The 12,074-nt window shown below is 58.1% G+C and carries 13 protein-coding genes; 1 reads left to right on the top strand and 12 read right to left on the bottom strand.

What is annotated here, in order from left to right; translation table 11 throughout:
- Positions 1-7 precede the first annotated feature (7 nt).
- From J2Y91_RS04245 to J2Y91_RS04235, 3 genes are read right to left on the bottom strand one after another with little or no spacing between them, the layout of a single operon-like run.
- Positions 8-1,306, bottom strand: coding sequence for a cytosine permease (locus J2Y91_RS04245; RefSeq protein ID WP_133622767.1), 1,299 nt, complete (start codon positions 1,304-1,306; stop codon positions 8-10).
- A gap of 22 nt (positions 1,307-1,328) precedes the next feature.
- Positions 1,329-2,018 carry a helix-turn-helix transcriptional regulator gene (locus J2Y91_RS04240; RefSeq protein ID WP_062818080.1) on the bottom strand — a complete coding sequence of 230 codons (690 nt, stop codon included), beginning with the start codon at positions 2,016-2,018 and terminating at the stop codon, positions 1,329-1,331.
- 21 nt (positions 2,019-2,039) lie between these two features.
- On the bottom strand, positions 2,040-2,450 hold the full coding sequence (locus J2Y91_RS04235; protein ID WP_048914663.1) for a GNAT family N-acetyltransferase: 411 nt from the start codon (positions 2,448-2,450) through the stop codon (positions 2,040-2,042).
- A gap of 491 nt (positions 2,451-2,941) precedes the next feature.
- Here J2Y91_RS04235 and J2Y91_RS04230 point away from each other — a divergent pair, with 491 nt between their 5' ends.
- On the top strand, positions 2,942-4,393 hold the full coding sequence (locus J2Y91_RS04230; RefSeq protein ID WP_133622768.1) for a methyl-accepting chemotaxis protein: 1,452 nt from the start codon (positions 2,942-2,944) through the stop codon (positions 4,391-4,393).
- A gap of 6 nt (positions 4,394-4,399) precedes the next feature.
- Here the strand turns inward: J2Y91_RS04230 and J2Y91_RS04225 are convergent, their stop codons facing one another.
- The 9 genes from J2Y91_RS04225 to yddG form a co-directional block, all read right to left on the bottom strand.
- Positions 4,400-4,735, bottom strand: coding sequence for a hypothetical protein (locus J2Y91_RS04225; RefSeq protein ID WP_048914664.1), 336 nt, complete (start codon positions 4,733-4,735; stop codon positions 4,400-4,402).
- Positions 4,736-4,861: 126 nt separating this feature from the next.
- Positions 4,862-7,000 (bottom strand): putative bifunctional diguanylate cyclase/phosphodiesterase, encoded by a 2,139-nt coding sequence (locus J2Y91_RS04220; RefSeq protein WP_133622769.1) that lies wholly within the window; start codon positions 6,998-7,000, stop codon positions 4,862-4,864.
- A 245-nt stretch (positions 7,001-7,245) separates the two neighbouring features.
- Positions 7,246-7,791: a TetR/AcrR family transcriptional regulator gene (locus J2Y91_RS04215; protein ID WP_133622770.1), complete on the bottom strand. Its 546-nt coding sequence runs from the start codon at positions 7,789-7,791 to the stop codon at positions 7,246-7,248.
- A gap of 3 nt (positions 7,792-7,794) precedes the next feature.
- Entirely contained in the window at positions 7,795-8,256 is a 462-nt protein-coding gene (locus J2Y91_RS04210) for a nuclear transport factor 2 family protein (RefSeq protein WP_048914667.1), read from the bottom strand.
- A gap of 125 nt (positions 8,257-8,381) precedes the next feature.
- Positions 8,382-8,657 (bottom strand): type II toxin-antitoxin system RelE/ParE family toxin, encoded by a 276-nt coding sequence (locus J2Y91_RS04205; RefSeq protein ID WP_133622771.1) that lies wholly within the window; start codon positions 8,655-8,657, stop codon positions 8,382-8,384.
- Positions 8,657-8,848 (bottom strand): type II toxin-antitoxin system RelB family antitoxin, encoded by a 192-nt coding sequence (gene relB / locus J2Y91_RS04200; RefSeq protein ID WP_133622772.1) that lies wholly within the window; start codon positions 8,846-8,848, stop codon positions 8,657-8,659. The genes J2Y91_RS04205 and relB overlap by 1 nt, the downstream gene beginning before the upstream one ends.
- A gap of 128 nt (positions 8,849-8,976) precedes the next feature.
- Positions 8,977-10,122, bottom strand: a complete 1,146-nt coding sequence (gene lldD / locus J2Y91_RS04195) for an FMN-dependent L-lactate dehydrogenase LldD (RefSeq protein WP_133622773.1) — start codon at positions 10,120-10,122, stop codon at positions 8,977-8,979.
- A complete protein-coding gene (lldR, locus tag J2Y91_RS04190; protein ID WP_133622774.1) occupies positions 10,119-10,895 on the bottom strand; it encodes a transcriptional regulator LldR in 777 nt (258 codons plus the stop codon). Before lldR ends, lldD begins: the two co-directional genes overlap by 4 nt.
- A gap of 242 nt (positions 10,896-11,137) precedes the next feature.
- Complete coding sequence (gene yddG, locus J2Y91_RS04185) at positions 11,138-12,040, bottom strand: aromatic amino acid DMT transporter YddG (RefSeq protein WP_133622775.1); 903 nt, start codon at positions 12,038-12,040, stop codon at positions 11,138-11,140.
- Positions 12,041-12,074 lie beyond the last annotated feature (34 nt).

Raw genomic sequence — 12,074 nt, 5'->3', positions numbered from 1 at the left:
TGAACGTTTATACGGAAGGTTGCACCACGCGGTTGCGGCGAAGCGCCAGCGATAGCACGATGTAGATCACACAGGACACCAGCAGCGAATTGATGGTTGGTACGCCCCACTCGGTCATCAGGCCAATCACACTTCCTATCAGCGTGGCGACAATCGCCGTCCAGCCAATCACCGGCGTCTCGGCATCCGTTGGCAGCTTGCCAGCGGCGCGGCTGCTATCCAGTGCGGCGCGATGGCTGCGCAGCAGCAGATAATCGACCAGCATGATACCGAGGATCGGTGGGAACACCACGCCCAGCACCGTCAGAAAGTCGACAAAGCGGTCGAGAATGCCCAGCACCGACAGCAGCGTACCGAGCAGGCCAATCACCAGCGTGGTGTAACGGTACTGCAGCTTGACGCCGCAGATGCCCTCAACGGCGTTTATCACCCCAAGGGACGAAGAGTAAAGGTTAAGGTCATTGACGCGCAGGGTGGAGAGGATCACCACCAGCAGGCCAACGCCGCCCGCGACCTGCGACATAATCGTCACCACATCAGCGGTTTGCAGCGTGCGGGCAATCATAATCGCCAGCCCGTTCACGATAAACTCCCCGGCAATAATGGTCATCAGGGTTATACCCGCCACGTGCTTCGACGAGCGCGAATAGCGCGTCAGGTCGGGGGTCATCAGGCTGGCAACAATCGCCCCGCCCACCACCATGGTGATTGCCGCACTGATGGTCAGCGGGCTGCCCTTTGGCGGCAGGTCGATAATCTGCTGCAGGGTGTGGCCAGCCAGTGTATGGAAGGAGATAAAGCCGACCAGGCAGATAAACAGCGGCACGGCAATGCGTGCGGTGACGCGTAGCGCCTTAAAGCCAAAGGTGACCAGCACCGTCAGCAGCAGGCCGGAAAGGCTGGCCGCCAGCGGGAAGCCCAGCACGCCGCCAAGCGCAAAGTTCAGCGACTTGGCGAAGATAGCATTCTGAATGCCAAACCAGCCCAGCAGGCTGACCGCCACCACCAGGCCAATCAGCACCGACCCGATACGGCCAAATCCGCACCAGCGCGCCAGCAGGCTGCCGGAAATTCCTTCGCGCATCCCGGCATAGCCCAGTCCGTAGGTGACAATACCGAAAATCACACTGCCGGCCAGAATAGCGATAAAGGCCGAGGCCAGACTCATGGAGTCACCCAGCACGGCGCCGAGCATAAACTGATCGAGCGCGGTGAGCATGCCCATGTGCACCACCGCAACGCTGAGAAATGAGACGCGCTTATTGTCCGGCACGCGCTCGAGCGGGTAATCTTCAATACGGATCACAGAGAGGTTCCTTGCTTAAAAGTTAAATAAACTGAATGCCCTTTTCGATCAGGCGGTCCGGTATAAAGTTGTCCAGCCCGGTGTGGCGACAGTACTCTTCAAATTGACTCAGCGTATGCACGCCAGCTTTCTGGTAGATGTTGTAAATACGGTTTTCTACCGTGCGATGGCTGAGGTTATAAATGCGGGCAATTTCCTTGGTCGACAGGCGCTGCAGCATTAAAAACAGCGTATCTAGCTCGGAGCGGGTGAACAGATCGCTGCTGACTTCGGTGGTCAGCACCCCCGGCTTCTGCTGGGTGATGTATTTCAGTGGCGACATGGTATCGAGGATCCTGGCATTCCAGGCCACGCCGATATACTCGCCGCGCTCGTCATACAGCGGCAGCTTCTCGCTGACGTACGGCGTTAAGGTTTTCTGACCGAACCAGTAGTGGGTCTCAATCACCGCCACCCGGCTGTTAGAAGCCTGAGTGCGGCGGTCGTGTTCGATCAGCTCATCTTCGCATTCGGCCCAGGCGGCGGGAAACTCGCTGTCCAGGCGACCTTCAATATTAAAATCCGCCGGCGTATTGGTGTAGCTGTATGCGGCGCGGTTCATATACAGATGGCGCGATTCGGGATCTTTAATCCCCCAGGGATCGGTTAAATGCTCCATCATCGCAATCAATGCGCTGAAGCTGGATGCGGGCTTATCCGGTGACAATTCCATTTTCCTCCTGGGGGCGTGCGGTCAGAGTTTTTTTGCCAGGTAGTGGCGGGTGTGCAGATGGGCGTAATCGCCCAGCTCACCGTAAGGCGCATAACCTAATTTTTCGTAGAAACCTTTCGCCTGAAAATCAAAGGTGTCGACATACGCCATATGGCAGCCGCGCTTGCGGGCTTCTGCTTCGGCGGTTTGCATCAGGTCACGACCGGTCCCTTTCCCCCGGCACGCATCGCTGACCCATAAATACTGAACTTCCAGTCCACCCCACCAGGTTCTGGCAACCAGCCCTGCGTAGATTTGGTTGTCGTCATCACGCAGGGTGATAAACAGCGGATGGATATCCACCGGCGTTATTTTTGCATTATGTGCCCACAGGCTGTCGATGACGTACTCTTCATCAGCAGCAGCGGGTGTATCGGTAACAAGGATCTTCATTGGCTTCGTGCACTCATTATTTGACTAAAAATTAATAAGATAACCTGCATATTACTGATGGGTAATTATCATTAATTTGCCTTTTTTTCAAGAGTGTTTTCCCCCCGTTCCCTCGGGTGCCAAAAACGCTTATGGTGTCACCCATCAGACGAAGCCGTGAACAAGATCACACTAATATCATTTCGTCTCGGCAGTTTGGCAAGGCAAATATTCCGCCTCACCAGGGAAATTACTCACGCAGCACCTTTTTCGGCGACTACCTCAGGTAGCGGACAGAAAGAGAAATAGTAAAGATTACTGAAGATGATGCCAAAAGTAACTTCAGCTAATCTTTTATAAAAGAAAATTCCTGCCTAAAGGGACCGCCTAACTCGCGGTCCCTTTTTTCATTGGCTGAAAGGTGACCGCAATCGCAAAAAGCCTCGCAGTGATTCATGTTTACCCAGCGCGTGCCGATGATCTGCTCAATCATCTCTCTTTTTGGGGTACCTATGGACGCTACAACGTTTCAGCAGGGCAATGGTCAGGCGGTAGAAGTTATCTCGCTGGAAAAAATCTGGCGCCAGGCCGATTTGCTGATGCTGTTTCTGGTGTGGGGGATGTTCACTATCACCAGTGTGGTGGGCTGGGTGATGGATTCGCTGATGCTGGCGCTGATTGTCGGCGGCGCGCTGGCGTTCGCCAGCACACTGCTGCGCGCGCTGCTGCCGGGAAGCCTGGCCACCCGCCTGTGGTTTGCCGTTACCCTGATCGCCTTTTCGGCGCTGATGATCCAGCTTGGAGAAGGTGAAGTCGAATATCACTTCTCTATTTTTGTGCTGCTCTCGGCACTGCTAGCCTACCGCGACTACCGCCCGTTATTGATGGGTGCCGCCACCGCCGCGATTCATCACGCCCTGTTCAACTATTTGCAGGAAAACGACCTTTACGGCATCGTCTGCTTTACGCACCCGGGTTTTCATATGGTGCTGTTCCACGCGGTATTCGTCGTGGCACAAACCGCCATTCTGATTTTCATTGCGCAGCGCATGGCGGCGGATGCCCGTGCCGCCAGCGAAGTGGCGCAGTTAGCCGCGTGGATCAACCGCGAGCCGGGCCGCCTGACGCTGACGGCGGAAGACAGCCGCAGCAGCACGCCGTTCGCCCGGACCTTCAGCACCACGCTCGGCGCCATGCACGGCACGCTAAACCGCGTCAGTGATGGCGTCGGGCTGCTGCTGGAGGAGTCCGACAGTATTCTGCAACGTAATGCCGCACTGTCGCAGCGCACCGATGAGCAGGCGCACGCGCTGGCTGTGGCGGCGAGCGCGATGGAGCAGATGAATGCGGCGGCCTCGTTGACCAGCAAAAAAGCCCATGCGGTACAGCAGCTGGCGCACGAGGCTAATGCGGTGGCGCGGCGTGGAGGTGAAAATCTCGAACAGGCCATCGGCTCAATGGCGCAGATCGAGCAGGAGTCGCGGCGCATTAACGTGATTCTGGAGTTGATCGACGGCATCGCCTTCCAGACCAATATCCTGTCGCTAAATGCATCGGTAGAAGCCGCCAACGCCGGTCAGCACGGCCAGGGCTTTGCCGTGGTAGCGGCGGAGGTGCGCACCCTGGCGATGCGCTGTGAAAACGCGGCGAAGGAGATCCGTACACTGATCGCCACCTCGGTGGAACGCAGCCAAAGCGGCAGCGAGCAGGTAGCCGCAGCAGGCAAAACCATGCAGGAAGCGATCGCCACTATCAGCGGCCTGGCGCAGCTGGTTGAGGAACTGATGCAAATGAACGACCAGCAGCTCAGCAGCATTACGCAGATGAAGGAGAGCGTGGAGAGCATTGACAGCAGCGTGCAGCACAACCTGCAGCACGTAGCGGAGACGCTGGAGGTTGCACAGCAGCAGCAGCAGCAGGCTGAGGCGCTTCAGCAGGCGATTGCGGTGTTCCGCTTCGCCTGAGGACAATCAGTGGCTGGCGGAGATCACGCGGATGCAGCTGTCGACGTCTTTGGCCGCCGTGGCTTTCTGCTCTGCGCTTAACGCCCGATATTTAGCGATCGACATCTGGCCCTGCTGGTCGTCGTAGCTCACCTGTTTGAACGAGTATGAGTTGTTCTCGTTGACGATCACCGTGCGGATTTTCTCGACAAAATCCTGCTCGCTGGTTGGCGTGCCCAGCACATCCAGCGCCACGCAGGCGGCGGCGTCATAGTGCGGGTCGTGCGGCGGAGTGCGAAAACCAAACCACCAGGTCAGCAGTGCGATGGCCAGCATGATTATTGCCAGGGAGAGCTTTTTCATTTTATTCCGTTTATTAGGTTAAATTTTGCTGCGAATCATTGGCACGGGGCGACCGGAAAAAAGGGTCGCCCCCTACGGTTATATTGTCCTGTAGGGGCGGACCATTTTGTTCGGTCCGCCCGTTGGTCAGGTGAATTTTTCCAGGAGCAGCTGACGTAACTGCTCCGCCGGCTGCGGGCGGCTCAGCAGGAAACCCTGCAGCCGGTCGCAGCCGGCGGCTTCCAGCATTAAACGCTGCTCTTCGGTTTCCACGCCTTCCGCTGTGACCGTTATCCCCAGACTGTGACCGAGGTTGATCACCGACTTCACGATAGTGGCCGAATTCGCACGTACCCCCAGCGACTGGATAAATGCGCGGTCGATTTTAATCGTATCCACCGGGAACTGGATCAAATAATTCAGGCTGGAGTAGCCGGTGCCAAAATCATCCAGCGCGATGCAGAACCCGGCCGCGCGCAGGGTGCGGATGGTTCTCAGCGCCTGCTGCTCATCTTCCAGCAACACGCCCTCGGTAATTTCCAGCTCGATATGACGCGGATTTACGTTGTGGCGGGTGATAATTTCGCGCAGCGTATCAACAAAGCCGGGCGCCAGGAACTGCAGTGGCGAAACATTGATTGCGACGATCAGCTTCGGGCAGCGGGTTGCCAGCCTGCACGCCTGCTCAATCACCCACTCGCCGAGCGGAATAATCAGCCCGGTCTCCTCCGCTATAGGCACAAACTCCGCCGGCGAAATGGCGCCCAGCGTCGGGTGCTGCCAGCGCAGCAGGGCTTCGACGGCGAACAGCCTAGTGCCGCTGATATCCATAATCGGCTGATACCACTGCATCAGTCCGAGATGATTGTTTTCCAGCGCCATACGCAGCTGCTGGGCCAGCCGCTGACGCTTTTGCAGCGCTTCATCCATCATTGGGATAAACAGGCAGTAGCGCCCGCCGCCCTCCGCTTTGGCGGCGTACAGCGAAATATCCGCCTTACGCATCAGCTCCAGCAGGTCCGTGCTGTGCTCGGGAGCCAGCGCCACACCGATGCTGACGCCAACCCACAGCTTGTGGCCGCGCAGCGTCATCGGCGCGGCCAGCTGGGTGATGATCTGCTGGCACATCTCCGCGACCTGCTGTTCGCTCTCGATCTTGCTGAGCATCACCACAAACTCATCGCCGCCGAGACGGCCCACGGCATTCTCTCCCGGCAGCAGTCTTGACAGGCGCTGGCCGATTTCGACGATCAGATCGTCACCCGTATGATGGCCGTAGGTATCATTGATCATTTTAAAACGGTCGAGATCGAGCAGCAGCAGCGCCAGTTTTTCGCCCTTTAGCGGCAGCTGGAAGAGGCGACGGTTGAGCTGCTCCTCAATCCAGGCACGGTTTGGCAAGCCGGTTAGGGTATCGTGATGCGCCAGATGCCTGGCGTGCGCTTCGCTGGCGGCCAGGCGACGCATTGAGCTGGAGAGTTTAAGCGAGGAGAACCACAGGCGGTGCGTCATCAGGATGCACATCAGAGTAATGCTGAGGATCGCCACCGCAATCAGCGGCCCGGTGACTTTCAGCATTTGCGTGCCCGGGCGCATCGGCTCCCACGAGACGCTGCTGACCGGGATACCGCGCTGCGAGGTCAGCAGAAAACCGGCGCTGTTGGCCTGTTCAGGATCGCTGGGGATAAAGCGGAAGCGGCTGACGACGCCACGGTGTTCAAGAAAATCGATAAAGCTGTAGTGCAGATAGCGGATAAACACCAGCTGGCGATTAGCCCGATCGCCCGGCAGGCTGCCAATGACCACTTCCGCCACCCGCCCGCGCAGGCGGATAAAATCGCGGGTGAAATCCTCCCCGCCGGCAGGATGCAGCCAGTTGGCGAGCGACTGACTGACACCGCCATAGCGGGAAAGCGGGGCTGCGCGGCCAGCCAGCCAGGCGGCAATTGGCCGGTGCTGCGCGTCCATCAGATAGATTTCGTTGTCACCGGCGAGGCTGTAGAGCCAGCTGCCAAACTCGTCCGGCTTTGCCATCTGTACCAGTAAATCCGCGCCTTTCAGCAGATTTTTATGCTGGTTGCCAAAATCAGCCAGATGCTGGGCAAAAATATTTTCAATGACCTGCTGCTGTTTTTCTTCTGCTTTCGCATTGCTCTGTGCCGTTACCCAGTACGCGGTAAATCCGCATCCCAGCAGGGCGAACACCACGACCGCAACCACTGGTGCGACAACGTTGCGCATAAACTCGCGGCGTAGTTCAGCAACCGTGCTGTGTTCGATTTTCATTGAAGTTCCGGAAAGACGATGAGTAGCCCCAGTAAGCACGGGTTCTGTAAAGAGTAAACACTACCTTATCGGCTATTATTGGCAAATATTAAGATGTTATTAAATGACGCATTGTCTGAAATTAGTGAAAAAAATCATGCGGAAAGGAGGCGTAAGGTTGTGTATAACCCTCTCTGCGGATTTACGCCATCGGCAGCCCGCAGATTGAGCGGGTGGCGGTCGATTTGCCTGGTACCAAACCCGCGTTACAGGCGCTGCGAGAGGCGCACCAGCGCGGCAGTAAAGAGTGCGGGGTCGTTCATTGCACGCGACAGAGTGATGGCCCCCTGGATACCGAGCACCGCGTCCTGAGCGTTCTCCCGCGCTGATGCGGCCTGCTGCCCGTTGCGAATAAGCGCGGCAGTCAGCGCCTCAATCCAGCGCGAGAAGTAGCGGCTGATGGTGCTGGCAAAGCGGTCGCGCGTCTCATCCAGTGCAAATGCGCCCAGCAGGCAGATGCGCTGGCCGGAGTGAAAATAGCTCTCCACCGCCTGCCACATGGCAGGGATGGCGCTGGCCGCTGCCTGCTCATGCAGCGGAGTGAAGATATTCAGCGTAAACCAGCTGTCGACCTCGGCCAGCACCGCGGCGGCCATCTCCTCTTTACCGCCGGGAAAAAAGTGATACAGGCTGCCTTTTCCCAGCCCGGTCTTTTCCGTAATGCGGCTGATGCTGGTGCCGTCATAGCCCAGCTCGCGGAATACGCCCGCCACCAGCGGCAGCACGTCCTCGCGTTGATATACGCTGCGCATCGCTTACAGTCCCAGCTCAGACAGGCCGGGGTGATCGTCCGGGCGGCGGCCGAGCGGCCAGAAGAACTTGCGATCGTCCGCGCTAATCGGCAGATCGTTGATGCAGGCGAAGCGCTGTTGCATCAGCCCCTGCTTATCAAACTCCCAGTTCTCATTACCAAAGGAGCGGAACCAGTTGCCGCTATCGTCATGCCATTCGTAGGCAAAGCGCACCGCGATGCGGTTATCGCCAAACGCCCACAGCTCCTTGATCAAGCGGTAGTCCAACTCCCTGGCCCATTTGCGTGTGAGGAAGCAGACGATCTCCTCACGCCCGCTGACGAACTCGGCGCGGTTGCGCCACTGGCTGTCGGGGGTGTAGACCCGCGACACTCTTTCAGGGTTGCGGCTGTTCCAGCCATCTTCCGCCAGGCGAACTTTCTGGATGGCGCTTTCACGGGTAAAGGGAGGGACAAGAGCTGACATGGAAAACTCCGCTTGTGTACTAAAGAGCCTTGACTGTACCGATCGTTACAGTCCGTGTCCAGTGCGGAATGATTGTGCCCCCTTTTATGTTCAAACAGACAAAAGCGAGAGGGAGTGATAATGCGCTACGGATACTCACGACGCGAATGAAGCACGCCCAGCACCAGAATGGCATCATTAAGGACCTTGTAAATGAGGATGTAATTGGGATGGGCCACAATTTCTCGGGTTCCGGGAACCCTGCCCGCGCGAAACATATAGGGATGCTCAGCGACAGGCAGAATAGACTCCTGCAATTGCTGGAGCAGCGATTCCGCTGCGTAAGGGTTTTCTTCAGCAATGAAAGCAATAAGTGCGTAGAGGTCCCTCTTTGCTTCATCAGTCCATTTGATGGGGAGCATTAAGCCAGCTTTCTCCTTGCTTTCACTTGTTTAATCATTTTTTTTGCCCCGGCAATGACTTCATCATGCGGGGAGTGCGGTGCCTTGCTGTTGATGGCCGTTTCGACTTTATCGCGAAACCAGCGGTCATAGCTTTCCGCTTGCTCCTGTGTCTCAAACTCCGAGACGATAGGGGATAATTTGTGGGTCATGATTCGCTCCATAACTGATGGATTTATAATCAGTATAACGGTTCCTGGCGGGCAAACCAATTAAGTTATTGATGGGTTCAGGAAACGTTAGCCTCACTTTCCGCTCACTGCGGAAAGTGAAGCAAGCCTTATGCCAGGCCGCGGTTCACCAGCGATTCCCGCGAAATATCGGCAATGGTTTTACAGCCGGTCAGCGTCATCGCCACGCGCATCTCTTTCTCAATCAGCGTCAGCAGGTTTTCCACGCCCGCCTGACCCGCGGTCGCCAGCGCATAAAGATAAGCGCGGCCCAGCAGCACGCTGTCGGCACCCAGCGCAATCATGCGCACCACATCCAGGCCGTTGCGGATGCCGCTGTCGGCCAGAATGGTGATGTCGCCTTTTACCGCGTCGGCAATGGCGGGTAGCGCACGCGCCGTTGACAGCACCCCATCAAGCTGACGACCGCCGTGGTTAGAGACCACAATGCCGTCGGCGCCGAAGCGCACCGCATCGCGCGCATCATCAGCGTCGAGGATGCCTTTGATGATCATCGGGCCGTCCCAGAACTCGCGGATCCACTCCAGATCGCTCCACGAGATCGACGGGTCGAAGTTGTTCGCCAGCCAGCCGATATAGTCTTCCAGCCCGGTCGGTTTACCGAGGTAGGTGGAGATATTGCCGAGATCGTGCGGTTTGCCGTTCAGCCCAACGTCCCACGCCCACTGTGGATGGGTAACCGACTGCCAGTAGCGGCGCAGCGCGGCGTTCTGGCCACTCATACCGGAGTGGGCATCGCGGTAGCGCGCGCCCGGGGTGGGCATATCCACGGTAAACACCAGCGTCGAGCAGCCCGCGGCTTTAGCGCGTTCCAGCGCGTTGCGCATAAAGCCGCGATCTTTCAGCACGTAGAGCTGGAACCACATTGGGCGGTTAATCGCCGGAGCCACCTCTTCAATCGGGCACACCGAGACGGTGGAAAGGGTAAATGGAATGCCTTTCGCCGCCGCCGCTTTCGCCGCCTGCACTTCGCCACGGCGTGCGTACATGCCACACAGCCCGACCGGTGCCAGCGCCACCGGCATCGCCAGAGTTTCGTTGAACAGCGTAGTGTGCAGACTCAACTCGGACATGTTGTTCAGCACGCGCTGCTTAAGGGCGATATTCGCCAGGTCATCCACGTTGCGGCGCAGGGTATGTTCGGCGTAGGCACCCCCGTCGATGTAATGAAACAGGAACGGCGGCAGAATGCGTTTTGCGGCGGCGCGGTAGTCGGTGCCGGCTGAAATAATCATCGTTTCTCTCCCTGGAGTGTATCGATTGTATCGTCCGGCAGGCGGGTACTGCGCTGCTGCCGGGCATCATCTTCCTGCATGGTTTTCAACGTGCTGTGGACAAAGCCGAGGTGGACGCGGGCGGCGCGGCTGGCGCGCTCCGGCTCCCCGGCGAGGATCGCCAGCAGCAGCTCCTCGTGTTGTTCGGTCAGCTGGGCAAAAATGTGCGGCGCGCTGTAAATGCGCTGGCGGCTGTGCATCACCGAAGATTGCAGCAGATCGAAGAAGCCGCGCATGGTCTGCAGCAGCACCACATTGTGCGAGGCTTCGGCAATCGCCAGATGAAAGCGCACGTCGGCCTGCGCCGCCAGCTCCGGGGCATCGCTCTCGGTACAATTCAGCGTGGCATCGAAGCAGGTTTGCAGCTTTGCTTTATCGGCATCGGTGGCGCGCAGTGCGGCAAACCAGGCGGTGCTGGCTTCAATGGCGTGGCGCGCCTCAAGAATGTCATCGCGATAGTCCGGATCGGCGGCGACCAGCGCTTTCAGCGGCTGCACAATACGCTGTTCCGACCACGGCGAGGGCGCGTCACACAGATAGTGTCCACCGCCGGTGCGGCTGAACAGGACGCCTTCGCCGACCAGCTTCTGCAGTGCTTCGCGCAGCGAAGAGCGTGATACCGTCAGCTCCTGCGCCAGCTTGCGCTCCGCAGGCAGGCGGCTGCCGGGGGCCAGCTGTCGCTGCGCGATCAGCGCCTGAATGCGGCTCGCCAGGTGGTCAGCGCGGGTGGTCATGTCTGGGCAGCTCCTGCTGGTGGAAGGGATTTCCGCCGCTGAACTCGGTCCGACCAATTCAGCGCATCTACGGCTTTCAGGGGCTGATAGTTAATATTTTGTGCAGAAAAGACAATCGCAGCGCGCAGTTTTTTAGTTTTCTGTGGACGGGATTCAGATTTTTTCTGAATTGGTAGGACCGTTCGTTATGATCTGGCTGGGAGATGGGAACTCATCAAGCCAATCAGCTACAACAGCGCTGTTCACCGCCCCCCCCCGCGCTGACCCTTTTGCCGCGTTGACCACCAGCAGATCAGCGATCCCGCGCTGACCATCCCTGCGCCCTGCCAGAAGGCTAAGGAGAGGCTGGAGTTGAGCAGCAGGGCGGCGAGCAGCGCCGATAGCACCGGAATAAAGTAGCTGGCGGTCGCCAGCACGGTGACATTGCCGTGCAGGATGCCAATATTCCACGCGGCATAGCCAAAACCCATCGCCAGCGCCGCCAGCGCCAGACAAGCGCCGACGCGCCAGTTCATCACCATCTCCGGCTGCGGAGCGGAGAAGTATTTCAGCCACAGCGCCAGTGCAGTAAGCAGGAAGAACAGGGTGATACCGTTGCTGCCGTTGGCGATTTTTTTGGTTACCACGCAGTACAGCGCCCAAATCAGCGCGCCGCTCAGGGCCAGCCCATAGCTGAGCGGGTTCGAGGCGACGCTGCGGTCAATCTCCGCCAGCGACAGCGGATGATCGCCCGCCAGCACCCGACAAATGCCGATCAGCGAAAGCGCCAGACCGGGAACGATCAGCAGGCTGCACTTTTGCCGCAGCACCGCTATCGACAGCAGTACCGTTAGCGCCGGCCAGAGATAGTTAACCATTCCCACTTCAATGGCCTGGGTGCTGCTGGCGGCATAGCCGAGGGATAAAGAGAGGCAAATTTCGTAGCTGACAAACAGCAGGCTGCCCAGCAGCAGATAGGAACGCGGAAAGGTATTCAGCCTGGGCAGGCCGACCGTCACCAGCAGTATCAGCGCGCTGAGGCTGTAAATAGCGGCGGCGCCACCGACCGGGCCTAACCCCTCGCTGACGCCGCGTATCAGCCCGACAATCGTGCTCCACAGCAGGATGGCGATGAGGCCAATCCCCGTTGCTTTTCTGTAATCCATATTATCCGCTGCCCGAAAATTTTTAGCTGACTTT

The sequence above is a fragment of the Erwinia aphidicola genome (assembly GCF_024169515.1).
GTDB lineage: Bacteria > Pseudomonadota > Gammaproteobacteria > Enterobacterales > Enterobacteriaceae > Erwinia > Erwinia aphidicola.
This window is presented reverse-complemented; position numbering and strand designations above follow the sequence as displayed.